This is a genomic window from Nocardioides carbamazepini, assembly GCF_024614185.1.
GTDB lineage: Bacteria > Actinomycetota > Actinomycetes > Propionibacteriales > Nocardioidaceae > Nocardioides > Nocardioides carbamazepini.
This window is the reverse complement of the sequence record NZ_JAHTLF010000025.1, coordinates 571443-595152: the sequence shown is the minus strand read 5'-3', so window position 1 is coordinate 595152 and position 23710 is coordinate 571443. Positions and strand designations below refer to the sequence as shown.

Below are 23710 nucleotides of genomic sequence, written 5' to 3'. Positions count from 1 at the left end.
CCAGTTCCAAGGCGATCACCGGCCCGGACATTCCCGAGCGGCGCCGTCAGTCGTCGGAGGTGGCGCTGCGCCGCACCAGCAGCAGGCCGATCCCGAACGCCGCGGCGCCGAGCAGGACGAGGACGGTCAGGTCCATCAGGTAGTGCCCGGCGCCGCTCTGCGCGATCCAGTCCGCCTGGTCGGTTCCCTCGAAGCGGTCCACGAGCTGGATCGCCGAGGCCGAGGCGGCATACCCCCAGCGCGACGGGGAGAGCCAGGCGAGCTGCTCGAGCAGCGCCCGGCCGGCGATCTCGAAGAGCGCACCCGAGAGGACCAGCTGCAGCATCACCAGCCCGACCAGGGCGGGCATCGTCTGCTCGGCGCTCGTCACCAGAGCGGAGAGCGCGAGGCCGATGACGACCATCACCGCGGACAGGACCGCGATCGCCAGCACCACGCGGAGCGTGCCCGCCGACCCGTCAGCACCGGGCAGGCCGACGGTCGCGAGGAACGTGACGACCAGACCCTGGCCGAACGCCGCGGTGCCGAGGACGAGCACCTTGCTCGTGAAGTAGATGCCGGGCGAGAGGCCGACGGCGTACTCCCGTCGGAAGATCGGCCGCTCCCCCACCAGCTCGCGGATGGCCAGCGCCGTGCCCATCAGGCAGGCGGCGACGATCAGCACCGTGAGGCGCTGCTGCGCCTCACCGCCCCGGCCGCCGGCCTCGGCGATCGAGATGCCGGCGGTGCCGGGCACGACGCGGCTCAGGCCGCCGAGGATCAGCGGGAGCAGGACGAGCATCCCCAGCAGCAGTCGATCGGCGAACACCACGGCCAGGTTGCGCCGCACCAGGGTGCCCAGCTGCCGCGACACGGACTGCCGCGGCGGAGCGGGTACGCCGCCGCCGTGCGACTGCCGCGGTAGCGCCGAGGTGTCGACGGCGTGCTGCTGCGGGGGGATCCGCTGCCACAGGTCGGGCTCGTCGAGCAGGTCGAAGACCTCCGGGTAGGTGGTCACCCCGAAGTGGGCCAGGACCCCGGCGGGCGGGCCGAAGTAGGCGATCCGCCCGCCCGGGGCGAGCACGAGCACGTTGTCACAGACGTCGAGCGCGAGCACCGAGTGGGTGACGACCATGACGACGCGGCCGTCGTCGGCGAGGCTGCGCAGCTGTCGCATGACCTCGAGGTCGAGACCCGGGTCCAGCCCGGAGGTGGGCTCGTCGAGGAAGAGCAGCGGCGGCGCGGTGAGCAGCTCGGTGGCGATGGAGACCCGTTTGCGCTGGCCGCCGGACAGCTGGGTGCCGATCCGGTTGTCGAGGCGTTCGGTGAGCTGCATCTGCTGCGCGACCGTCTGTACCCGGTGGTCCCACTCCTGCGCCGTCGTGTCGGGCGGCAGCCGGAGCTGCGCGGCGAACCGCAGGCCCTGCCGGACCTTCAGCTGCGGGTGCAGGATGTCCTGCTGCGGCACCAGTCCGATCTGGAAGCGCAGCTGGTCGTAGTGCTGGTAGAGGTCGTGCCCCTGCCAGATCACCCGGCCGTGGCTGGCCGGCCTGAGGCCGGTGAGCGCGCCGAGCAGCGTGGACTTGCCCGCACCCGAGGGGCCGATGACCGCGGTGAGGCTGCGCGGCTCGAGCCGGAACGAGATGTTCTCGATCAGCCGCTTGCCGCCGCCGACGACCTGGGTCAGCCCGTCGGCGTACAGGGTGAACTCGTGGACGGTCGCCGAGGCGATCAGCTGGTGGCCGTCCCAGCGGAAGGTCTGGTTGCCGACGATGACCTCGGCCCCGACGGCGAGCCGGGCGGCGCCCTGCACCCGCTGGCCGTCGACGAAGGTGCCGTTGAAAGACCCGAGGTCGTGCAGCACCGCCGGGGTGGCCGGTGTCGCGGGCTCCAGCCGCGCGTGGCGGCGGCTGACCAGCGGGTCGGCGAGCACGATGTCGTTGCCCTGGTCGCGGCCGATGGTCAGCGCGCCACCCGCGCGGACCTGCTGGGGCAGGACGACGGAGTGGCCGTGCGGCAGCTGCCCCGGAGGGAGTACGCCGGCCGGGCGCCAGGCATCGGCCGGCCCGTCGTTCGCGGGAACCTGCGGCGGTGGCAGGTTCGTCCAGAACTCACCCGGCGGCGCAGGCTCCGGCGCCGCCGGCACGGGCCGCGAGGTCGCCGGCACGATGCTCACGACGACCGGCTCGCCGGCCGGGCCGCCGAGGTGCAGGCTGACCGGTGCGCCGGTCAGCTGCAGCCGGGTGATGCGCCGGCCGGAGACGAAGGTGCCGTTGCTGCTCGCGTCGACCACGACCCAGCCGCCGTCCTCGACCTGCAGGTAGGCGTGGCGCCGCGACGCCCGGGTGTCGGTGACCGGGACGTCGCAGTCGAGCTCGCGCCCGACCACGACCCGCGGCCCGGCGAAGGTCCGGGTCCCGCCGGCCCACTGCACCTGGAGTCGATCCACGACCGACACCCTAGTGTCGGGCCGCCGGCCCGGCAGGTCAGCGCCAGTCCGGACCCGCGGTGTCGTCGACGTCCGCGGTGTCGCGCGGAGCGACCGCGTGGTCCGGGACGTGGTCGTCTCCGCCGCTGTCGCGCGAGGTCTTCCAGAGGCTGGCGACCGCGGTGACGATCAGGGTCACGATGATCACGCCGAGGCTGAACAGCGACGGGATGTCCCAGACCTTGACGTGCTCACCGCCGTTGATGAAGGACAGCTCGTTCTCGTGGAGGGCGTGCAGCACCAGCTTGACGCCGATGAACGCGAGGATGAACGCCAGGCCCAGCGAGAGGTAGACCAGCTTCTGCAGCAGGCCGCCGAGCAGGAAGTACAGCTGGCGCAGGCCCATCAGCGCGAACACGTTCGCCGTGAAGACGAGGTAGGGCTCCTGCGTGATGCCGAAGATCGCCGGGATGGAGTCGAGAGCGAAGAGGATGTCGGTGACGCCCAGCGCGATGATCACGATGAGCATCGGCGAGACGAAGCGGACGCCGTTCTCGTGGTACCAGAGCTTGAGGCCGTGCCAGCTGTCGCCGACGCGCATCCGGCGCCGGGTGAAGGCGACGACCGCGTTGTCCTCGGGGTGCTCGTCCTCGTGGCTGCCGTAGGACTTCACCAGCTTGACGGCGGTGTAGACGAGGAAGGCGCCGAAGGCGTAGAAGATCCAGCTGAAGTTCTCGATCAGGGCGTAGCCGAGAGCGATGAAGATGCCGCGGAACACCAGCGCCAGGACGATGCCGACGAGCAGCGCCTCCTGCTGGTACTTCCGGGGCACCTTGAGCGCCGACATCAAGATGATGAAGACGAAGAGGTTGTCGATCGACAGCGAGTACTCCGTCAGCCAGCCGGTGTAGAACTCGATGCCGTAGTCGTGCCCGTGGTGGAGGAGGATGAAGACGCCGAAGGCCACCGCGGCGCCGACATAGACGGAGAGCGCGATGGCGCACTCCTTCATCGACGGCTCGTGGGGATCGCGTGCGATCACGAAGACATCGAAGAGGAGGACTCCGACGGTCACCGCGATGGTGATCGTCCATTCCAGCGTGGTCACGTCCATAGAGGTGTCCCTTCAGGGGCGGATGCGTCGACAGATCGCCCGAGGTCTCTTCCGCTGCCGACGCTTGAGGCGCCGTTTGCAGCCTACGGGACCGGAGCGGGCGACTTCGACCGCTCGTGATGACGAGCCCGCAGCGAAGGAGTACTCCCCCCTGGTGCGCGGAATCCTCGCACGCCCGGCGCGCGGGGGTCCAATCAGGCGGTCACGGCAGGCCGGTGACGCGGGCCATGGTGGCGAGCTTGGCGCCCGTCTCGCGGACCTCGGAGGCGGGATCGGAGCCGGCGACGATCCCGGCGCCCGCGAACAGCCGCAGTCGCGGGCCGTCCATCACCGCCGCGCGGATGGTGATCGCGAACTCGCCGTCGCCGTGGCGGTCGACCCAGCCCACGCAGCCGGCGAACCAGTCACGGAGGTCGCCCTCGAGGTCGGCGATGACGGCGTTGGCGGCCGCGGTCGGTACGCCGCCCACCGCCGGGGTCGGGTGCAGCAGCTGGGCCAGCCGCAGGGCGCTCGGCCCGTCGACCGGGTCGGCCAGCCGGGCGTGGATCGGGGTGGCCAGGTGCCACACCGTGTCGGTCGAGAGCAGGTCCGGCGTCGCGGGGTACTCGATCTCGACGCAGACCTCCTTGAGCGCGTGCACGATCGCCTCCACGACGAAGGCGTGCTCGGCGAGGTCCTTGGCCGACCGCTGCAGCTCCCCTGCCCGCCGGGCGTCCTCGTCGGGGTCGTCGGAGCGGGGCACGGACCCGGCCAGCGGGGTACACGAGATCTCGGCGCCCTCACGGCGCACGAGCAGCTCCGGGCTGGCGCCGACCAGGATCGCCCCGTCGTCGGGTGCCACCCCGTCCGTGCCGGGCACCAGCGGGACGCTGAACACATAGCGCCCCGGCCTCGTGGTCAGCAGCCGGTCGATGATCTCGGCGGGCACCAGGGGCGGGTCGCTAACGACGTCGAGGCAGCGGCCCAGCACCACCTTGTGGAGGTCGCCGTCGGCGATCCGCTCCAGCGCGACGACCACCATCGCGGCGTACTCGTCCGGGGTCGGGAACTCGGTGACGTCGTAGGTCCGCTCGATCGACTCGTCCCGGTCCGGCCGCTGCAGGGCATGCTCGGAGCCGACGACCAGATGGGCGAGGCCGGGCGCGCCGGCCGCGAAGGACAGCGCGCACAGGGCCCGCTCCCCCGCCCCGAGGTCGGCGACGACGTCGTCGGCCCAGGCCGGGTCGGCGCCGTCCGGCGTCGTCCGGGTGCGACGCACCGCACGGGCGACGTACGCCTGCTCGCCCGACGCGAAGAGCATCGGGCGAGCAGCGAGCGCCGCGGGGGTGATCGGATCCCGCGCCATGCCTCTCAGCCTAGATGACGCCCCGGGCGACGCCGGCTGCGGAGCACGCTCAGCAGTCCGGCCAGCACCAGCAGCGCGCCGAGGACGAGCTGCCAGGGCCGGTACGCCGCACCGGCGTTCGGCAGTCCGGCTCCGCCCCGCTCCTCGCCGCCGGCGGCGACCGCGTCGAACCTGTTGACGACGCGCACCGAGGCCTCGCCCGGTCCACCGGTCGGCGTGAGGTCGACGGGGATCGTCGCCTTGCGCGCCTTCGTGACCTGGCCCGCGACCGTCGCGGTCATCGACGTCGACGCCGCACCGCCGTCCTTGGTCTCCCTCAGGGTGCAGGACGCACTCGACGGCAGCTCCTGGTAGGACGCCCGGTAGCCGTTGCCCTTCGCGAGCACGCGCTCCGCACCACCCGGCACGTCGAGCGCGACCCGCTGGCCGTCGACCAGCCAGGTGCAGGCCAGCGCGACCCGGAACGGACCCTTCGCACCGTCGGCGGTGTCGTCGCCGACGACCTCCTTGGTCACGTCGAGCGAGGTCAGCCGGAAGGTGTTGGTCGCGGTCAGCGACACCCGGCTGGTCTCGGCGTGCTGCGCGGGCGCCGGCACCTGGACGACACCGTCGGCCGGCGTCAGCACGCTCGTCGTCGCACCTCCCGTGCCGGTCTCCTTGGCCGCGCAGGACGTGCCGATGGCGAACGGGCCCACCGTGCGGGACGCGCCGGCGGCGAGCCGGATCGTGTCGTCGTACGGCGTCTGCCCGCGGTAGGTGCACGTCAGCTGGAAGGTGAAGGTCCCGGTGCCGTAGCGGGCGGCGCCGTCGCCGTCCACCTTCTTCTCCAGCGTCACGGTCCCGGCGTCGTAGCCGTTGGTGATCTCGACCTCCGCCGGGTCCGTGCCCGGGGTGACCGTCGCCGAGCCGTCGCCGTTGTCGATGACATTGTCACCGGTGACGACGATCTGGTCGGCGAAGAACCGGTCGGTCTCCTTGACCTCGCAGGCAGCCCCCACCGGGATCCGGTCGGCCGGCGCGGTGAACGTCTCGCCGTCCTCGAGGGTGAACTCCAGCTCGGTCGTGCCGGCGGCGTCGAAGGTGACGTCCTGGCCCGTGATCGACTCACAGCGCAGCGTGAAGGTGAACGGCCCGAAGGTGGTGCCGGTCGCCGTGGTCTGCACCCGCTTGGTCACCGACAGCCCCGTGAACCGGTAGTCGTTGGTGATCGTCGCGGTCGGCACGGTGTCCGGGTCGTCGATGTCCACCGTCACCGGGGTGCCGGACCGCGAGGTCTCGCCCCACTCCCCGACCGGGCCCTGCTCGGTGAAGGTGCACGAGCTGCCGTTCGCGCTGATCGGCACCCCGGCGATCTCCCGGAGCCAGTCACCGGACCGGCGCAGGTCGACGACGGCGTCCGCTCCGAGGTCGAGCGGCACGCCGCCGGCCTCGCAGGCCACGGCGACCCGGATCAGGTCCGGCGCGTACGCCGCGGCGGGCCCGGTGATCTCCTTGCGGATCTCGGCGGCACCGGTGCGCAGGTGCACGCCGACCCGGTTCGGCGCGATCTGCCGGAAGGCGTTGATACCGGCGTACTTGAACTTGATGCCGTGCTGGTTCCACGCGATCAGGTCCTCGGCCGGAACGGTGCGGTCCACGCCGGTCGGATCCGCGTCGGAGGCGAGCACGTTGTGGGTCGAGAACGTCACGTCGACACCCTGGCCGGCGCGCAGGGCACCCGCCGCGGTGCTCCGGAAGTCCAGCCGCACGCGCAGACCGGTCACCTGCGACCAGTCCGTACCGGCGTCGGCCTCGGTCCAGGTCTCGCCGTTCTGCTCGCAGACCGGCTGCGTGGCCAGGCCCGACCAGGTGCCGACGCAGACGCCGGTGCTGGTGGTGACCTCGATCCGCTGCGTCGTCCCGGCGGGTGCCGAGACCTGCAGCGAGTCGGCCACGACCTGGGGCCGGTACGCCGAGCCCCGGTCGTTGCCGGAGACCAGCTGCTTGTCACCGCGCACCGGGAGCTGGTCGAAGACCGTCATCTCGTCGATGTCGACCGTGCCGGCGTTCATGCTGTGCAGCACCCAGTCGTCGGTGCCGTCGACCTGGCTGTTGGCCACGCACGGCGAGCGGTAGTAGGCCCCGCCGGTGACGTTCAAGGTCGGCGAGCAGGTCGCGGCCGGGTTGCCCGGCACGAAGGCGCCCGGCAGTGAGCCGCGCACCCCCTTGACCGTGTAGAGGTTGGGCCCGGGGACGGTGCCGACGTAGTCGGTGGTCCCGCAGGTGCGCGGGTCCTGACCCCAGTCAGCGGTCAGCGGCCCACCGGCGACCCGGTTGCGGCAGCCGCTCAGCGTCTCCTCGGTCGTCACCACCATCGTGTTGGTGGCGACCTGCCCGGTGCTCAGGCCGGGCTGCAGCTCGAGCTCCAGCCGGATCCTGAACACCTCGCCCGGCCGCATCTGCCCGCCGTCCGCGGGCCAGGTGAACCGGAGCACCGACCCACCCGACTCGGGGGTCACCGTGACCTGGTCGGACAGCGTGCCCGCCGGGTCGGCGGTGAACTGCGGGGCCGACGAGCCGGTGTAGACCAGCTGCGGTGGTAGCGTGTCCTTCAGGTCGGTGAGCGTGAGGTAGCCCGTCCCGGTGTTCTCGAACACCAGGTCGAAGGGCACCAGGTCGCCGACCGATGCGGTCCGGTTGCCGTCGTTGGTCAGCTTGCGGACCGCGATCTCCCGGGTTCCCGGGGAGAGCTCGATCCGCGCGCCCGCGGCCTTGGCCTCGGAGTCGTTCGCGTCCGGCCGGGTCGACTGCGACGTCTGGGTGTTCTCGACGTCACCGTCGAAGAGCACCGGATCGCCGGAGTCGCGGTAGGTCTCACGCAGCTGCGCCGTGAAGGCGGCGCCGGCGGTCCAGTTGGGTGCCGGGACCGTCGCCGAGAACAGCTTGCCGTCGGCTCGGGTGAACGTGAACCGGATGCCCTGGACGTCGGCGTTCGCGACGCCGGCGGGAAGCGCGGCCGTGGCGGCCGGCGTACCGGTGACCCATTGCTGTCCGTCGTACACGTCGACCTGGACGCGGTCGGCGCCGGCCGGCAGGCTGACCGTGCCGAGCCCGGTGAACCGGAAGGTGTTCCAGAAGTCGGGCGACTCGGCCTGGTCCTCGATCACGACGCGCTGCGGCGAGAGCGTGCTGCGCGGGTTGGAACCCTGGTTCGCGCCGAGCGTCACCGTCACCGGAACGTCGGGCGAGGGCTGGTTGATCAGGCTCGGCGTGATCGTCTTCGTCGGCGTGATGTTGACCAGGCCTCCGGTCAGCACCAGGGTCGCGTCCGCGACGTCACCGGTCTTCACGCCGGTGCCCGCGACGGGGTCGTAGGACTGCGCGAACACCCGGTTGACGACGTCGAACGTGTCGCCCGCCCGCAATACCAGGTCGGCGCCGGTGCTCCGCAGCGTCGGGCGCAACCGGGTCGCCAGCGTGATCGTCAGGTCGTTGTCCTGGGTGATCGTGCCGCCGGACGTGGCCGGGTCGGTGTGCTGGAAGCTCACGCTGATGCCGACGATCGTCTCGGGGTTGCTCACGCCCGCGTTGACCGCGGCCATCGTCGACTGCTCCGAGGAGTAGGTCTCGGCGCCCTCGTCGTAGCGCAGCAGCCACACGACGGTGGCCGCCGGGTCGATCTGACCCGGCTTCGACGCGGCGATGGTGATGCCGGTGATGTCGAAGCGCTCCATCGGGTTGGGCCGCGAAGCACTGCCGAGGTGGTCGGCACCCAGGTCGAACGGCGACGCGCTCGCACCGACCTGGTCGGCACTGCTCTGGCAGTCCGCCAGGGTCGTGTCGGTGCACGTCGCGGGGTCGGTCAGCCGGACGTACGACGCCCGCGCGGTCGACCCGTTGTGACCGCTGATCGTCCAGGTGGCCGTCGGGTAGTCCCCTGCGGCGGTGCCGACCGGGGGCACGTGCACCGGGCCGGCCGGGGACACCGTCTTGGCGACCTCGACGACGGGCTCGGGGTCGAGGATCTGGATGGTGTCGGCCCCGGTGTCGGTGACCGCCGTCCCTCCTCCGAGCGGCGTCCCGCGCAGCTCGGTGTCGTTCTCGACGATGCCCTCGTCGGCCGTGTTGTAGTCGCGGTCGGCGACGACGAACGCCCCGTCGGAGCGGGCCTTGTCCCGGACCTGCCAACCGAGCGAGAACCGGCGGTCGGTGCTGCCGGCGCCCACGCCTGTGCCGGGTGCCGGGGCGAACGGGTCGAACCCGGTACCGGCCTCCTGGGCCGCCTCGCGCCGGTCCGTGTCGTCCGCGGTCTCCTCGACCACGATCCGCACGCCGGTGGTCGACGCCCGCTGGGCGGGGGTCAGCTCATAGCCCTTGAAGCCGCCGCCGGCCGCGCGCCAGGTCCCGTCGGGAGCCGGCACGACGACCCATCCGCTGCCGTCGTGGAGGGCGACCTCGGTGACGGTGTCGTAGCGGAGGTACCAGCCGGTCGTGTACGGCGTGCCCGACGTGCCGACCGGGTCGATCCGGAGCAGGTCGAAGGCGTCGTACACGGTCTGCGCGACGGGCGTGGTGGCCGGGTCGGCCGCACCGTCGCTGATCCGCACGGGCGAGAGGCCCTTGCTCACGTTCCAGTCGAGGTGGGTCGTCGCGCGGTCACCGGACTGCGCGTCGACCGCCGACTCCGCCCACTGCTTGTGGATCTCGACGCCCGGGCCGGGGCCATCGTCGTCGGTGACGACCGTGCCCGTGCCCTCGTCGCCGTCGTCGTCGTGCAGTCCGTTGCCGCCCGCCGACTCGCCGTCGGCGGTGACGGTCGCCGCGTTGACGTACGGCGTCGGGGTGTCCGGCCCCGGCGTGATGGCGCCGCCACCGCGCAGGTCGCCGCGGGCCTCGAACTCGAGGTTGGGGGTGAGCGTGGTGTCCGTGGGGAACCCGGTGTCGTCGTGGAACGAGAACCGGATGCCCTGGACGTCGTCGCGGTCGAGACCGAGCAGGCCCAGGGCGGCCGAGGTCGCGGCGGCGTCGAGTCGCAGCACCGTCGCCCCGGGCTGGGGGCCGTGCACGACCAGCTCGTGCCACGTGCCGTCGGTGTCTTGCACCTCGACGGTCAGTGTGGTTCCGGCCGGTACCTGGGTCGGCGCGATCGAGACCAGGTCGAAGGCGTCCCAGAACTCGGCGTTGCCCGTGCCGACGACGTCCTCGACCACGATGTCGTGGACGAGCGCACCGTCGCCGTGGGCGACCACGTTGGCGCTCAGTGAGGCGATCACGGACTGTCCGGGCGCGACGGGCGATCCCGGCCGCACCTGCTTGTCCAAGGTGGCGGTGATCGCCGGGTCGACGACGCGCAGCGTGTCGGTGTCGGTGTCGCTGTCGGTGAGGCCGTTCGACGCCTCGACCTCGACATCGACCTTGTTGGTCAGCGTCACCTCTGCGGCGCCACCGGTGGCGTCCTCGGTGGTCTGGATCGTGAAGCTCGCGCCACCGGTCTCGTCGGCCGCGATCGGCCCGGTCCAGGTGATCTCGAAGCCGGAGATCCTGCCGCTCGGAGCGGTCGGCACGTCGCCGACGCCCACCGACTGCGGCTCGGTGCCGCCGGCCAGCAGGTGGTAGGTCAGCGTCGCCCCGGTCGCGGCGGCCGGCCAGGCCAGCGGGCCGTCGAAGCCGCCGAAGGTCACCTCGTCGGTGAAGAAGTCGAGATCCGCGACCGTCAGGCTCGTGACGGGTACGCCGCCGTTGGTCCCGGCGATCGTCGCCGGTGCGTCCTGTCCCGCGGTGATGCTGTCCGGCGAGATGTTCTTGTTCGCCTCGACCGACGGGATCGCCGGGCGGACGACGTACGACGCCGAGTCGTCCTCGGTCGCGGTCGGCCGGCCCGCGAGGTGCGCGCTGCCGGTGGCGGTGTTGTCGACCCGGTGCTCCGCGGTCGACAGGTCACCGTCGTCGTTGCGGTGCGTGGCTCGCTGCTCGAGGTCGAGGTCGAGGGAGACCTGCTGGCCGGGCGGGATGGTGCCCGTGCAGGTCACCCGGATGCCACCCACCTCGGCCGCGGTCACGCCGGCCGGAAGGCTCAGCGGGTCGGCGGCGGGGGCGTCGGCACCCTCCACCCACGACCAGGTGCCGCCGCTGCGGACGTAGGCGTCGACCCGCACGGTGTCGCAGCCGCCGGGCACGCTGACGCCGTCGAAGCCGGCGAAGTCGGTGATGGTGAACGGGTTGCTGGCGTCGAGGGCGGCCGCACCGTTGGGCGCGTTCTTCGGCTCCTGGATGGTGAGCCGGTCGACCGCGACGTTGCTGTTGTTGCGCACGTCGAGACCGATCGTCGAGGCTGCGCCCGGCTCGAAGGGCTGGTTGCCCGGAGTCCAGGTCTTGTCGACCTCGACGCTCATCCGGGTCGGCGACTCGATCGTGATCGCGGCGTCGCTCGTCTTGGGGTCGGCGTTGGACGCCGTCACCCGCGCGGTGTTGACGATCTCCGGGCTGGTGCCAGGCGGGTAGTCGTCAGGCACCTTCAGCGAGATCGAGATGGTGTACGTCGTCCCGGCCTGCAGCCCGATGCCCACGGGGCCGTCGGTCTGCTGCGCCAGGTCGACGGTCAGCGAGGTGCCGGCGGTCACGGTGGCCGGCGGCGTCGAGGTGCCGCCGGGCTGCCAGGTGATCGTCCGCGGCACCGTCTGCGGGTTCGGGCTGAAGGTGACGTTCTGGATCGGGAAGCCCGCCAGCTCGGCCGGCAGCTCGTCGACCACCTTCGTGTCGAGACAGTCGTCCTCCGAGCAGCGCACCTGGATCAGGTACGTGAACGTCTGCCCCGGGATCGGGGCCGCCGCATCGACCGTCTTGTCGATCTGCAGCGAGTCCGGCGCCGCCGACGACGGCGGCACCGCCATCAGCGCGCTCAACATCGTCATGAGCATCGCCAGGCCTCCCACAACCCAACGACGCATGCTCCCGCCATGAAGCGGGCGTACCTCTCCCACGGTGTGTCCCTCCGTTTGTCCCGGAAGAGACGGTACGTGGGAGAATCAGAGGACAACGACGCTTTGGCCCGAACGTTACGTAGGTCTCACCAGATATCCCCCGGATTCTCCCCCGGGTGGGTGGGCGGATTCAGCCCGCTGAACCCGGTGCTCAGTCGCCGCCGTACGACGCGCCGAGCGTCTCCAGGCGGGAGCGGCCGCCGTCCTCGGCAGTGAGCACCCACACGCCGCTCGCGGTCAGCGCGAAGGTGTGCTCGTAGTGCGCCGCCCAGCTGCCGTCGGTGGTGACCACCGTCCAGTCGTCGGCCGCGACGTCGGTGGCGTGGTCGCCGAGGGTGATCATCGGCTCGACGGCCAGCGCGATCCCCTCGCGCAGCCGGGGCCCCCGGCCCGGCCGGCCCTCGTTGGGCACGTCGGGCTCCATGTGCATGGCGGTGCCGATGCCGTGGCCGGTGTAGCCGTCGACGATGCCGTAGTCCCCCTGGTCGTGGACGTACGACGCGACCGCGTGCGAGATGTCACCCACCCGCGCGCCGCTCCGGGCCGCCGCCAGGCCGCGCCACAGCGCCTCCTCGGTGACCCGCATCAGCTCGGCGACCTCGTCGCGCACCGTGCCCACCGCGACGGTCGTCGCCGCGTCGCCGTGCCAGCCCTGGCCGGCGTCGTCGAACGCGATCGCGCCGCAGTCGATCGAGATCACGTCGCCCTCCGCGAGGACTCGATCGCGCGGGATGCCGTGCACGACCTCGTCGTTGACCGAGGCGCAGATGCTCGCGGGGAACGGTGGCTCGCCGTAGCCGAGGAACGACGGGACACAGCCCTCGTCCCGGATGCTCTCCTCGGCGAGGGCGTCGAGCTCGGCGGTCGAGATGCCGGGACGGACCGCCTCACGCAGCCGCGCGAGCGTGCGGCCGACGACGAGACCGGCCGCACGCATCGAACGCACCTGCTCCGGGGTCTTGATCTCGATCCGGTGCTGGCCGAAGAACACCGTCAGGCCGTCCTCGTCTCCCAGGCGGCGCAGCGCCCGGCAGCGTGGCGCACGGCGGCGAAGCCGCACGGGCCGAAGGCCGCGGGCCGAGCTTGCGAGGTCCGGGCGGCGAGGCCCGTCTGCGACACGCTCGGGCAATTCAAAGCAGTCAGCTCTCGGGGAGGGAGTCGAGCGCGTCGAAGATCCGCTGCTGCACGTCGGCGATCTCGCCCATGCCGTCGACGGAGACGACCAGGCCGCGCTCGGCGTACACCGCGATCAGCGGCTCGGTCTCCTCGACGTACACCTCCTGGCGGCGTCGGATCACCTCCTCGTTGTCGTCGGCGCGACCCTCGATCTCGGCGCGCTTCAGCAGCCGGCTGATCAGGGCCTCGCTGTCGACCGTCAGGCAGAGCACCGCGTCGATCCGGTGCCCGGTCGCCTCGACCATGTCGTCGAGCTCGGTGACCTGGGCCAGGGTGCGCGGGTAGCCGTCGAGCAGGAAGCCCGTCTTGGCATCCGGCTCGGCGATCCGGTCGCGGACCATGTTGTTGGTGACCTCGTCGGGGACGTACTCACCGGCGTCCATGTAGCGCTTGGCCTCGATGCCGAGCGGGGTGCCCTCCCCGACGTTCGCCCGGAAGATGTCTCCGGTGGAGATGGCCGGGACGCCGAAGTGGTCGGCGACCGCCTTCGCCTGGGTGCCTTTGCCGGCACCCGGCGGGCCCATGATCAGAAGCCTCAACGCAGGAATCCTTCGTAGTTGCGCTGCTGGAGCTGGCTCTCGATCTGCTTCACGGTGTCGAGGGCGACGCCGACCATGATCAGGATGGACGTGCCACCGAACGGGAAGTTCTGGTTGGCATTGATCAACACGAACGCGATCAGCGGTACGAGCGAGATCAGACCCAGGTAGAGAGCGCCCGGCAACGTGATGCGGGACAGGACGTAGGACAGATAGTCCTGGGTCGGCTTGCCCGCCCGGATCCCGGGGATGAAGCCGCCGTACTTCTTCATGTTGTCGGCCACCTCTTGCGGGTTGAAGGTGATCGACACGTAGAAGTAGGTGAAGAAGATGATCAGCAGGAAGTACGCCGCCATGTGCACCGGGTGGCCCTGGTCGACGAGGTACTCGTTGACCCACCGGATGAGCTGGTTCGGGTTCTCCTGGTTGAACTGGACCGCCATCGCCGGCAGGTAGAGCAGCGACGAGGCGAAGATGACCGGGATGATGCCGGCCTGGTTGACCTTCAGCGGGATGTAGGTCGAGCTGCCGCCGAACATCTTGCGCCCGACCATGCGGCGGGCGTACTGCACCGGGATCCGGCGCTGTGCCTGTTCGATGAAGATGACGGCTGCCACGAGCACCAGGCCGATCACGACCACGATGCCGAAGGTCCACCAGCCCTGGCTGATCTTGACCTGCCACAGCGAGGCCGGGAAGGTCGCGACGACCTGGCAGAAGATCAGGATCGACATGCCGTTGCCGATGCCGCGCTCGGTGATCAGCTCACCGAGCCACATGATCACCGCGGTGCCGGCCGTCATGGTCACGACCAGGACCAGGAACGTCTCGGTGTTGTTGGAATGCAGCAAGGGGAACTGCGTGCTGTCACAGCCCTGCAGCAGGTTGCCGGTGCGCGCGAGCGCGACGATGCCGGTCGCCTGCAGGACCGCGAGGCCCAGGGTGAGGTAGCGCGTGTACTGCGTGATCTTCGTCTGGCCGGCCTGGCCCTCCTTCTTGAGGGCCTCGAGCCGCGGGATCACGACGACGAGCAGCTGCAGGATGATGCTCGCGGTGATGTACGGCATGATGCCGAGCGCGAAGATCGTCAGCTGGAGGAGCGCTCCGCCGGAGAACAGGTTCACCAGGCTGTAGAGACTGGCGTTGCTGCCCTCCTCGACCACCTTGATGCACTTCTCCACGTTGGAGACATGCACGCCAGGTGCCGGGATCTGGGACCCGGCCCTGAAGACGACGATGATCAACAGGACGAACAGCAGCTTGCGCCGCAGGTCCGGGGTCCGGAAGGCGTTCACGAACGCGGTGAGCACGCGGGTCCTCTTCTCTCATCGCTGGCCTTGTGGCCGCGGGGAAGCCTAACAGGGGGCACACAGCCGCCGGTCCGGTACGCCGAGGAAGCCGGGCGAACCGACCGACGAACCGTTCTGCGAACTGCCCGGGGAGACGAACGAGGGGCGTCGCCAGGCCTGGATCTCCTCCAGGACCGACGCGCCCCTCGCGGCGTCGTCACAGAACCGTGATGGTCCCGCCGGCGCCCTCGATCTTCTCCTTGGCCGAGGCCGAGAACGCATCCGCGCTCACCGCGACCTTGACCGTCAGGTCACCCTGCCCGAGCACCTTGACCGGCTGGCCCTTGCGGACCGCGCCCTTCGCGACCAGCGTCTCCGGGGTGACATCGCCACCGTCGGGGAACAGCGCGCTGATCTTGTCGAGGTTGACGACCTGGAAGGTCACCTTGAACGGGTTCCTGAAGCCCTTGAGCTTCGGGAGCCGCATGTGCAGCGGCATCTGGCCACCCTCGAACGCGACCGGGACCTGGTAGCGGGCCTTGGTGCCCTTCGTACCACGACCGGCGGTCTTGCCCTTGGAGCCCTCACCACGACCCACGCGGGTCTTGGCGGTCTTGGCGCCCGGCGCGGGGCGCAGGTGGTGCAGCTTGAGCGTCATTGTCACTCGCCTCCGACGACCTCGACCGTCACCAGGTGACGGACGGTGTGGACCATGCCCCGGATCTCGGGACGGTCCTCCTTGATCACGACGTCGCCGATCCGCTTGAGGCCCAGGCTGCGCAGGGTCTCGCGCTGGTTGGCCTTCGTGCCGATCTTCGACTTGGTCTGCTGGACCTTCAGCTGTGCCATCAGGCCGTCACCGCCGCAGGCGAGGAGGCCTTGGCAGCCGCCGCGGCGGCCTCGCCCTCGGCCTTGGCCTTGAGCAGCGCCGCCGGGGCGACGTGCTCGACGGGCAGACCACGACGCGCCGCCACCGACTCCGGCTGCTCCAGCATCTGGAGCGCCGCGACGGTCGCGTGCACGATGTTGATCTGGTTCGACGAGCCCAGCGACTTGCTGAGCACGTCGTGGATGCCGGCGCACTCCAGGACGGCGCGCACCGGGCCACCGGCGATGACACCGGTACCGGGGGCGGCCGGACGCAGGAAGACGACACCTGCGGCCTTCTCACCCTGCACCGGGTGCGGGATCGTGCCCTGGACGCGCGGGACGCGGAAGAAGTTCTTCTTCGCCTCCTCGACGCCCTTGGCGATCGCCGCCGGGACTTCCTTGGCCTTGCCGTAGCCGACGCCCACCAGACCGTCGCCGTCACCCACGATCACGAGGGCGGTGAAGCTGAAGCGACGACCACCCTTCACGACCTTGGCGACCCGGTTGATGGCAACGACCCGCTCGACGTACTGGCTCTTCTCGGCGCCACGACCACCGTCGCGGCCGCCACGGCCACCACGGTCGCCGCCCGAACGCTGTCCGCGCTGGGGTCCGCTCATGATTTCTCCTCAGTCCTGTTCGCGGTCAGAAGGTCAGGCCGCCCTCGCGGGCGCCGTCCGCCAGGGCCGCGATGCGACCGTGATACTTGTTGCCGGCGCGGTCGAAGACAACCGACTCCACGCCCTGCTCCTTGGCACGGGCGGCGACGAGCTCGCCGACCTTCTTGGCCTTGGCGGTCTTGTCGCCGTCCAGGGCGCGCAGGTCGCCCTCGAGGGTCGAGGCCGACACCAGGGTCTTCCCGACCAGGTCGTCGACGACCTGGGCGGTGATGTGCTTGCTCGATCGCGTGATGACCAGGCGCGGACGCTCGGCCGTCCCGGAGATCTTCTTGCGACCGCGGATCTGTCGACGCGCGCGCGAGCTCGCGCGAGCGGACAGCCTCCGCTGGTACTTGAGAGTGATCGCCATGTCACTTACCAGCCTTTCCGACCTTGCGACGGACATGCTCGCCGGCGTACCGGACACCCTTGCCCTTGTAGGGCTCGGGCTTGCGAAGCTTGCGGATGTTGGCGGCGACCTCGCCGACCAGCTGCTTGTCGATGCCGACGACACCCACCTTGGTCGGGCCGTCCACCGTGAAGGTGATCCCGTCCGGGGCGTCGAAGATGATCGGGTGGGAGTAGCCGAGCTGGAACTCCAGCTGGGTCGGCCCCTTGGGCAGGACGCGGTAGCCCACGCCCACGATCTCGAGCTTCTTCTCGTAGCCCTCGGTCACGCCCACGACCATGTTGTTGATCAGGGTGCGGGACAGGCCGTGATAGGCCTTCGAGATCCGCTCGTCGTCGGGACGCTTGACGTCCAGGACGCCCTCGCCCTTCTCGACGGTGATCGGAGCGACCACGGTGTGGCTCAGGGTGCCCTTGGGACCCTTCACCGTGACGGTGGCGCCGTCGATCTGGACGTCGACGCCCGAGGGGACGGGGACGGGGAGCTTGCCGATGCGCGACATGTTCTTCTCTCTCCTTCCCTTGTCACCAGACGTAGGCGAGGACTTCCCCACCCACGCCCTTCTGGTTGGCCTGGCGGTCGGTCAGCAGACCCTGGCTGGTCGAGATGATCGCCACGCCCAGGCCACCGAGGACCTTCGGCAGGCCGGTGTGCTTGGCGTACACCCGCAGACCGGGCTTGCTGATGCGGCGCACACCGGCGAGCGAGCGCTCACGGTTGCGGCCGTACTTGAGGGTGACGGTCAGCAGCTTGCCGACGCCGTTCTCGTTGTCGGCGACCTCGAAGGAGGTGATGTAGCCCTCCTGCTTGAGGATCGCCGCGACGCCCTCCTTGAGCTTGCTGTACGGCATGGTCACCGCGTCGTGGTACGCCTGGTTGGCGTTGCGCAGACGCGTGAGCATGTCTGCGATCGGGTCAGTCATCGTCATGAGATGTGTTCTTTCTGCTGTGGTTTCCACACGCACGGGGGGCAAGCCCCCCGTGGACCCCCTTAGGGGCATGTTGGACCTTCAACGGTTGGGTGTTACCAGCTCGACTTGGTCACGCCGGGCAGCTCGCCGCGGTGGGCCATCTCCCGCAGGCAGATCCGGCACAGGCCGAACTTGCGGTAGACCGCCTTGGGCCGGCCGCACCGCTGGCAGCGGGTGTAGCCACGCACCGCGAACTTGGGCTTGCGGGCCGCCTTGACCTTGAGCGCAGTCTTCGCCATGTCAGTTCTCCTTGAACGGGAAGCCGAGCTGCTTCAGCAGCGCGCGCCCCTGCTCGTCGTTGGTCGCCGTGGTGACGATGGTGATGTCCATGCCCCGCTGGCGGTCGACCTTGTCCTGGTCGATCTCGTGGAACATGACCTGCTCGGTCAGGCCGAACGTGTAGTTGCCCCGGCCGTCGAACTGCTTCGGCGAGAGACCGCGGAAGTCGCGGATACGCGGCAGCGCGAGCGAGAGCAGGCGGTCCAGGAACTCCCACATCCGGTCGCCCCGCAGCGTGACGTGCGTGCCGATCGGCATGCCCTCACGCAGCTTGAACTGGGCGATGGACTTGCGGGCCTTGGTCACGGCCGGCTTCTGGCCGGTGATCGCGGTCAGGTCGCGGACCGCGCCCTCGATCAGCTTCGAGTCGCGCGCTGCCTCGCCGACACCCATGTTGACCACGATCTTGACCAGACCGGGGACCTGCATGACGTTGGCGATCTCGAACTCCGACTTGATGGCCGGGAGGATCTCCTCGCGGTACCTGGTCTTGAGGCGAGGGGTGACCTTCTCGATGGTGGACTCGCTCATCTCAGATCTCCTTCCCGGTCTTGCGGGAGACGCGGACGCTGCGCGTCGAGCTGTACTCCGAGCCGTCAGGGCGGCGCTTGGTGACGTCGACCCGCTTGTAGCCGACCTTGGTCACGCCGTCGCCCTCGACCAGCATCACGTTGGACACGTGGATCGGGGCCTCGGTGGTGATGATGCCGCCGGTGTTGCCGGAGCGCGAGCCCTGGTCGACGACCTTGGTGTGCTTCTTGATCCGGTTGACGCCCTCGACGATCACCCGCTCCTCCTCACGGAGGACCTTGATGATCTTGCCCTCGGCGCCCTTGTCCTTGCCGGCGATGACCTTGACGGTGTCGCCCTTCTTGACCCGCAGGTGAGGCTTCGTCCGGTTCTGCTCGGACTTCTTGCGATTGCTGCGAATGAACTTGCTGGCCATCACAGCACCTCCGGCGCGAGCGAGATGATCTTCATGAACTTCTTCTCCCGCAGCTCACGGCCGACGGGGCCGAAGATGCGGGTTCCGCGCGGCTCGCCGTCGTTCTTGAGGATCACCGCGGCGTTCTCGTCGAAGCGGATGTAGGACCCGTCGGGGCGGCGGCGCTCCTTGACGGTGCGCACGACGACGGCCTTGACGACCTCGCCCTTCTTGACGTTGCCGCCGGGAATGGCGTCCTTGACAGTGGCGACGATGACGTCACCGATCCCGGCGTAGCGACGACCGGAGCCGCCGAGCACGCGGATGCAAAGGATCTCCTTAGCACCGGTGTTGTCGGCGACCTTGAGTCGCGACTCCTGCTGAATCATCGATTTCTCCTGGTTGTCGTGCCGGTTCTCGGGCCCCTACCGCGAGGACCGCGGTGGGATCGAGCCTGGCCGAACGTGTGGACTACTTGGCGCGCTCGAGGATCTCCACCACGCGCCAGCGCTTGGTGGCCGAGAGCGGGCGGGTCTCCATGATGAGGACGCGGTCGCCGACGCCGCAGTCGTTCTGCTCGTCGTGGGCCTTGAGCCGCGTGTTGCGGCGCAGGACCTTGCCGTACAGAGCGTGCTTGACGCGGTCCTCGACGGACACGACCACGGTCTTGTCCATCTTGTCGCTGACCACGAGGCCCTCACGGGTCTTGCGGGCGTTGCGCTGAGCGGTGTCGTTGCCCACCTCGTTGGACTCCGTGCTCATCAGTTCTCCTCGTCCGTTGCCGGAGCGGTCCGGATGCCGAGCTCGCGCTCACGCACCACGGTGTAGATCCGGGCGATGTCCTTCTTGACCGTGCTGAGCCGGCCGTGGCTCTCCAGCTGGCCGGTGGCCGCCTGGAACCGCAGGTTGAACAGCTCCTCCTTGGCCTCGCGCAGCTTGGCCTCGAGGTCGACCTCGTTGAGCTCGTCCAGCTCGTGGGCGCGGATGACGTTCGCCATCAGAACTCACCAGCCTCTCGCGTGATGAATCGGGCCTTCATGGGCAGCTTGTGGATCGCGCGGCGCATCGCCTCACGGGCGATGTCCTCCGGCACACCGGACAGCTCGAACATGACGCGGCCGGGCTTGACGTTGGCGACCCACCACTCCGGGGAGCCCTTGCCCGAGCCCATGCGGGTCTCGGCGGGCTTCTTGGTCAGCGGGCGGTCCGGGTAGATGTTGATCCAGACCTTGCCGCCACGCTTGATGTGGCGGGTCATGGCGATACGAGCGGACTCGATCTGGCGGTTGGTGACGTAGGCACCCTCGACCGCCTGGATACCGAAGTCACCGAACGCCAGCGACGTACCACCCTTCGCGGCACCCCGACGCTTCGGGTGGTGCTGCTTGCGGTGCTTGACGCGACGCGGCATCAACATGGGTCAGGCCCCCGTCTCATTGGTCGGCGTTCCGGTGGTCGGCTCGGCGACCGGCGCAGCCTCGACGGCGTCCGCGGGAGCGGCACCGTCGGCGTTGCGGTCCGAGCGGTTCGGGCGGTCACCGCGCGACCCACGGGTCGGGCGGTCGCCACCACGGGTGGGACGGCCACCGCGACCGGGGACCCCGGCGCGGGCGGCAGCCTGGGCCTGGCGCTCGGCACGGGTGCCGGCGACCTCGCCCTTGTAGATCCAGACCTTCACGCCGATGCGGCCGAAGGTCGTGCGGGCCTCGTAGAAGCCGTAGTCGATGTCGGCACGCAGCGTGTGCAGCGGGACGCGGCCCTCGCGGTAGAACTCGGTGCGCGACATCTCGGCGCCGTTGAGGCGACCGGAGCACTGGATCCGGATGCCCTTGGCACCGGAGCGCATCGAGGTCTGCATGGCCTTGCGCATCGCGCGGCGGAACTGCACGCGGCCCGACAGCTGCTCGGCGACACCCTGGGCGACCAGCTGCGCGTCGATCTCGGGGTTCTTGACCTCGAGGATGTTCAGCTGGACCTGCTTGCCCGTGAGCTTCTCGAGCTCGCCACGGATCCGGTCGGCCTCGGCGCCGCGGCGACCGATGACGATGCCCGGACGCGCGGTGTGGATGTCGACGCGGACCCGGTCACGGGTGCGCTCGATCTCCACCTTGGCGATGCCGGCCCGCTCCATGCCCTTGCTGAGCAGCTTGCGGATCGCGACGTCCTCGCCGACGTACGCCTTGTACAGCTTGTCGGCGTACCAACGCGACTTGTGGTCGGTCGAGATTCCGAGGCGGAAGCCGTTCGGGTTGATCTTCTGACCCATTACTTCTTGCCCTTCTTCGCGACGACATCGGCCGGCTGGACCGCGATGGTGATGTGGCTGGTGCGCTTGTTGATCCGGGTGGCCCGGCCCTGCGCACGCGGACGCCAGCGCTTCATCGTCGGACCCTCGTCGACCCGCGCGACCGAGACGACCAGGTCGCCGGTGGCGAGGCCCTCGGTGGTCGCGGCGTTCGCGACGGCGCTGGCCAGCACCTTGGAGACGGTCTCGGAGGCCGACTGCGGCGCGAACTGCAGCAGGGTCAGCGCCTCGTCGGCGGGCAGGCCGCGGACCAGGTCGACGACGCGGCGCGCCTTCATCGGGGTGATCCGCACGAAACGGGCGGTCGCGAACGCGCCGGGCTGGTCGCCCAGGAGCGACTCACGACGCGCGCTGGTGCGGTGACGCTCGGTGGTGCTCATCGGCGGCGCCCCTTCCGGTCTTCCTTGACGTGGCCGCGGTACGTGCGGGTCGGCGCGAACTCACCGAGCTTGTGGCCGACCATCGAGTCGGAGATGAAGACCGGCACGTGCTTGCGGCCGTCGTGGACCGCGATCGTGTGGCCGATCATCGACGGGATGATCATCGACCGGCGCGACCAGGTCTTGATGACGTTGTGGGTGCCCTTGTCGTTCTCGGCGTCCACCTTCTTGAGGAGGTGGCCGTCGATGAAGGGGCCCTTCTTCAGGCTGCGAGGCATCGTCTAGTTCCTTCAGCGCTTGTTCTTGCCGGACTTGCGGCGACGGATGATCTGGCTGTCGCTGGCCTTGCGCTTGCGCGTCCGGCCCTCGGGCTTGCCCCACGGCGAGACCGGGTGACGTCCACCGGACGTCTTGCCCTCACCACCACCGTGCGGGTGGTCGACCGGGTTCATGACGACACCACGGACGGTCGGGCGCTTGCCCTTCCAGCGCATGCGGCCGGCCTTGCCCCAGTTGATGTTCGACTGCTCGGCGTTGCCGACCTCGCCGATCGTGGCGCGGCAGCGCACGTCGACGTAGCGCATCTCGCCGGAGGGCAGGCGCAGCGTGGCGCGGCTCCCCTCGCGGGCGACCAGCTGCGCGCTGTTGCCGGCCGAGCGGGCCAGCTTGGCGCCGCCACCGGGACGGAGCTCCACACAGTGGATCGTCGTACCGACGGGGATGTTGCGCAGCGGCAGGTTGTTGCCCGGCTTGATGTCGGCGCCGACGCCCGACTCCACCCGCATGCCCTGCGACAGGTCCTTCGGCGCCACGATGTAGCGCTTCTCGCCGTCGGCGTAGTGCAGCAGCGCGATGCGCGCGGTGCGGTTGGGGTCGTACTCGATGTGCGCGACCTTGGCCGGCACGCCGTCCTTGTCGTAGCGACGGAAGTCGATGATGCGGTAGGCGCGCTTGTGACCGCCACCGTGGTGCCGCGTGGTGATCCGGCCCTGGTTGTTGCGGCCGCCCTTCTTGGGCAGCGGTCGGGTCAGCGACTTCTCGGGGGTGGTCCGGGTGATCTCGGCGAAGTCGGCCACCGAGGAGCCACGACGGCCCGGGGTGGTCGGCTTGTACTTGCGGATAGCCATGTCAGATTCCTCTACCTGGTCCGGTCAGGAGACCGGACCTCCGAAGATGTCGATGCGGTGACCGTCGGCCAGGCTCACGATGGCGCGCTTGGTGTCCTTGCGCTTGCCGAGGCCGTTGCGGGTGCGGCGGACCTTGCCCGGACGGTTGAGCGTGTTCACCGAGGTGACCTTGACGCCGAAGATCTTCTCGACGGCGATCTTGATCTCGGTCTTGTTGGCGTCCGGGCGCACCAGGAAGGTGTACTTGTTGGCGTCGAGGAGGCTGTAGCTCTTCTCCGACACCACCGGCGCGATCAGGACGTCGCGGTGGTCCTTGTGCAGGGTGCTCATCAGTTGTTCTCCTCCGCGGGCTCAGTGCTGCCACCGACGAGGCGGTCGAACGCGGCCTTGCTGAACACCACGTCGTCGCTCACGAGGACGTCGCGGGTGTTGAGCTGGTCGACGGCCACGATGTGCACCTCGGGCGCGTTGCGCAGCGAGAGCCAGGTCAGGCTGTCGGCGCGCTCGAGCACGACGAGGAACTTGCGGCGGTCGGTCAGCTCGAAGAGCGAGGCGAGCGCGGCCTTGGTCGACGGCTTGTCGCCGGAGACGAGGCCCTCGACCACGTGGATCCGCTCATTGCGGGCCCGGTCGGAGAGGGCGCTGCGCAGGGCGGCGGCCTTCATCTTCTTGGGCGTGCGCTGGCTGTAGTCACGCGGCTGCGGGCCGTGGACGACGCCACCGCCGGCGAACTGCGGCGCGCGGGTCGAGCCCTGGCGGGCGCGGCCGGTGCCCTTCTGCTTGTAGGGCTTCTTGCCACCACCGCGGACCTCGCCGCGACGCTTGGTGGAGTGGGTGCCCTGACGCGCGGCGGCCTGCTGGGCCACGACGACCTGGTGGATCAGCGGGATGTTGACCTCGACGTCGAAGATCTCGGCGGGCAGGTCGACAGAGGCGACGGAAACGTTCTTGGCCAT

The 23710-nt window shown here is 70.0% G+C and carries 26 protein-coding genes; all 26 read right to left on the bottom strand.

What is annotated here, in order from left to right; translation table 11 throughout:
• Window positions 1–46: 46 nt before the first annotated feature.
• Window positions 47–2428: an FHA domain-containing protein gene (locus KVF89_RS28960; RefSeq protein ID WP_273475542.1), complete on the bottom strand. Its 2382-nt coding sequence runs from the start codon at window positions 2426–2428 to the stop codon at window positions 47–49.
• A gap of 37 nt (window positions 2429–2465) precedes the next feature.
• Entirely contained in the window at window positions 2466–3521 is a 1056-nt protein-coding gene (locus KVF89_RS28950; protein ID WP_257430617.1) for a TerC family protein, read from the bottom strand.
• Between the two features lie 202 nt (window positions 3522–3723).
• The gene (locus tag KVF89_RS28945) at window positions 3724–4866 is read right to left on the bottom strand and encodes an isochorismate synthase (RefSeq protein ID WP_257430615.1); all 1143 of its coding nucleotides are present in this window, start codon (window positions 4864–4866) and stop codon (window positions 3724–3726) included.
• Between the two features lie 5 nt (window positions 4867–4871).
• On the bottom strand, window positions 4872–11756 hold the full coding sequence (locus KVF89_RS28940) for a DUF5979 domain-containing protein (protein WP_257430613.1): 6885 nt from the start codon (window positions 11754–11756) through the stop codon (window positions 4872–4874).
• A 220-nt stretch (window positions 11757–11976) separates the two neighbouring features.
• Window positions 11977–12816 carry a type I methionyl aminopeptidase gene (gene map, locus KVF89_RS28935; RefSeq protein WP_257430876.1) on the bottom strand — a complete coding sequence of 280 codons (840 nt, stop codon included), beginning with the start codon at window positions 12814–12816 and terminating at the stop codon, window positions 11977–11979.
• Between the two features lie 148 nt (window positions 12817–12964).
• A complete protein-coding gene (locus KVF89_RS28930; RefSeq protein WP_257430611.1) occupies window positions 12965–13540 on the bottom strand; it encodes an adenylate kinase in 576 nt (191 codons plus the stop codon).
• Window positions 13537–14850 carry a preprotein translocase subunit SecY gene (secY, locus tag KVF89_RS28925; protein ID WP_257430609.1) on the bottom strand — a complete coding sequence of 438 codons (1314 nt, stop codon included), beginning with the start codon at window positions 14848–14850 and terminating at the stop codon, window positions 13537–13539. Before secY ends, KVF89_RS28930 begins: the two co-directional genes overlap by 4 nt.
• 196 nt (window positions 14851–15046) lie before the next feature.
• The gene (rplO, locus tag KVF89_RS28920; RefSeq protein WP_257430608.1) at window positions 15047–15487 is read right to left on the bottom strand and encodes a 50S ribosomal protein L15; all 441 of its coding nucleotides are present in this window, start codon (window positions 15485–15487) and stop codon (window positions 15047–15049) included.
• 2 nt (window positions 15488–15489) lie between these two features.
• Entirely contained in the window at window positions 15490–15678 is a 189-nt protein-coding gene (gene rpmD / locus KVF89_RS28915; RefSeq protein WP_136436430.1) for a 50S ribosomal protein L30, read from the bottom strand.
• Window positions 15678–16319, bottom strand: a complete 642-nt coding sequence (gene rpsE, locus KVF89_RS28910) for a 30S ribosomal protein S5 (RefSeq protein WP_257430605.1) — start codon at window positions 16317–16319, stop codon at window positions 15678–15680. Before rpsE ends, rpmD begins: the two co-directional genes overlap by 1 nt.
• Before the next feature lie 25 nt (window positions 16320–16344).
• Window positions 16345–16728: a 50S ribosomal protein L18 gene (rplR, locus tag KVF89_RS28905; protein WP_257430604.1), complete on the bottom strand. Its 384-nt coding sequence runs from the start codon at window positions 16726–16728 to the stop codon at window positions 16345–16347.
• 1 nt (window position 16729) lies between these two features.
• Window positions 16730–17269, bottom strand: a complete 540-nt coding sequence (gene rplF, locus KVF89_RS28900; protein WP_257430603.1) for a 50S ribosomal protein L6 — start codon at window positions 17267–17269, stop codon at window positions 16730–16732.
• A 22-nt stretch (window positions 17270–17291) separates the two neighbouring features.
• The gene (gene rpsH, locus KVF89_RS28895; RefSeq protein WP_257430601.1) at window positions 17292–17696 is read right to left on the bottom strand and encodes a 30S ribosomal protein S8; all 405 of its coding nucleotides are present in this window, start codon (window positions 17694–17696) and stop codon (window positions 17292–17294) included.
• A 95-nt stretch (window positions 17697–17791) separates the two neighbouring features.
• Window positions 17792–17977, bottom strand: coding sequence for a type Z 30S ribosomal protein S14 (locus KVF89_RS28890; protein WP_011757321.1), 186 nt, complete (start codon window positions 17975–17977; stop codon window positions 17792–17794).
• Window position 17978: 1 nt separating this feature from the next.
• Window positions 17979–18548 carry a 50S ribosomal protein L5 gene (gene rplE, locus KVF89_RS28885; RefSeq protein WP_257430589.1) on the bottom strand — a complete coding sequence of 190 codons (570 nt, stop codon included), beginning with the start codon at window positions 18546–18548 and terminating at the stop codon, window positions 17979–17981.
• A 1-nt stretch (window position 18549) separates the two neighbouring features.
• A complete protein-coding gene (gene rplX / locus KVF89_RS28880; protein ID WP_257430586.1) occupies window positions 18550–18963 on the bottom strand; it encodes a 50S ribosomal protein L24 in 414 nt (137 codons plus the stop codon).
• Window positions 18963–19331: a 50S ribosomal protein L14 gene (rplN, locus tag KVF89_RS28875; protein WP_141797584.1), complete on the bottom strand. Its 369-nt coding sequence runs from the start codon at window positions 19329–19331 to the stop codon at window positions 18963–18965. Before rplN ends, rplX begins: the two co-directional genes overlap by 1 nt.
• Before the next feature lie 82 nt (window positions 19332–19413).
• Entirely contained in the window at window positions 19414–19704 is a 291-nt protein-coding gene (gene rpsQ, locus KVF89_RS28870; protein WP_257430582.1) for a 30S ribosomal protein S17, read from the bottom strand.
• A complete protein-coding gene (rpmC, locus tag KVF89_RS28865; RefSeq protein WP_257430581.1) occupies window positions 19704–19940 on the bottom strand; it encodes a 50S ribosomal protein L29 in 237 nt (78 codons plus the stop codon). Before rpmC ends, rpsQ begins: the two co-directional genes overlap by 1 nt.
• Window positions 19940–20359, bottom strand: a complete 420-nt coding sequence (rplP, locus tag KVF89_RS28860) for a 50S ribosomal protein L16 (protein ID WP_257430580.1) — start codon at window positions 20357–20359, stop codon at window positions 19940–19942. Before rplP ends, rpmC begins: the two co-directional genes overlap by 1 nt.
• A 3-nt stretch (window positions 20360–20362) precedes the next feature.
• Entirely contained in the window at window positions 20363–21208 is an 846-nt protein-coding gene (rpsC, locus tag KVF89_RS28855; protein WP_257430579.1) for a 30S ribosomal protein S3, read from the bottom strand.
• Complete coding sequence (gene rplV / locus KVF89_RS28850) at window positions 21208–21627, bottom strand: 50S ribosomal protein L22 (RefSeq protein ID WP_257430578.1); 420 nt, start codon at window positions 21625–21627, stop codon at window positions 21208–21210. The genes rpsC and rplV overlap by 1 nt, the downstream gene beginning before the upstream one ends.
• Complete coding sequence (gene rpsS, locus KVF89_RS28845) at window positions 21624–21905, bottom strand: 30S ribosomal protein S19 (protein ID WP_056750322.1); 282 nt, start codon at window positions 21903–21905, stop codon at window positions 21624–21626. The genes rplV and rpsS overlap by 4 nt, the downstream gene beginning before the upstream one ends.
• A gap of 12 nt (window positions 21906–21917) precedes the next feature.
• Window positions 21918–22754 (bottom strand): 50S ribosomal protein L2, encoded by an 837-nt coding sequence (gene rplB / locus KVF89_RS28840; protein ID WP_257430577.1) that lies wholly within the window; start codon window positions 22752–22754, stop codon window positions 21918–21920.
• A gap of 24 nt (window positions 22755–22778) precedes the next feature.
• Complete coding sequence (gene rplW / locus KVF89_RS28835) at window positions 22779–23084, bottom strand: 50S ribosomal protein L23 (RefSeq protein WP_257430576.1); 306 nt, start codon at window positions 23082–23084, stop codon at window positions 22779–22781.
• Window positions 23084–23710: a 50S ribosomal protein L4 gene (gene rplD, locus KVF89_RS28830; protein ID WP_257430575.1), complete on the bottom strand. Its 627-nt coding sequence runs from the start codon at window positions 23708–23710 to the stop codon at window positions 23084–23086. The genes rplW and rplD overlap by 1 nt, the downstream gene beginning before the upstream one ends.